Origin of the sequence: Paenibacillus dakarensis (assembly GCF_001373415.1) — a bacterium.
Lineage (GTDB): Bacteria > Bacillota > Bacilli > Paenibacillales > Paenibacillaceae > Paenibacillus_AQ > Paenibacillus_AQ dakarensis.
In genome coordinates this window covers 1-526 of sequence record NZ_CDSE01000005.1, presented here as the reverse complement: position 1 = coordinate 526, position 526 = coordinate 1, and the positions used below count along the sequence as shown (strand labels likewise).

Annotated in this window: 1 pseudogene; it reads right to left on the bottom strand. The window is 56.1% G+C overall.

Annotation, left to right across the window (positions count from 1 at the left end):
* Nucleotides 1-526 (bottom strand): annotated as a pseudogene (locus BN1234_RS22365) (O-antigen ligase family protein); the annotation flags it as partial.

Genomic DNA, 526 nt, shown 5'->3' with positions numbered 1-526 from the left:
AGCGCCGAGCGGGGTCCGCCGCGAGCGAAGCGCGGCGGGCAGCGCGAACAGCCGCTCGAGCAGGAAGGCGGCCATCACCGCCCCGAACGTGTTCGGGTACTGCAATAGGCCGCCAAGCCTCGCGCCTGACGCGCTGATGGCAGGATCAGCCGTACGATATATGAGATACGGCTGATCCCACAAGCCATATACGGCAAGCAGAGCACTGCCGCACAATAATACCCCTGTCATATGCCATATCAGGCGCAGCAGCCTCTCTCCCACCCTGTCACGGCTAACCATCCATGCTGCACCACCAACCGTACCGATCAATCCAAACCGTATAACCTCATTCCCTGTTCCTTCCGTGGATAAAGGACCAGTTAACCAGTGACATAAATAAATGAGCAGCATTACACCTGCAAGAATGAGCAGCGGGACAACCGGACTGCTGCGCTCTGCCCCAAAACGATTACCTCCGGTCCATAAATATCCGGCAGCCAGCAATATACATCCTGCTCCCCAAAATATACTGATTGCATATACA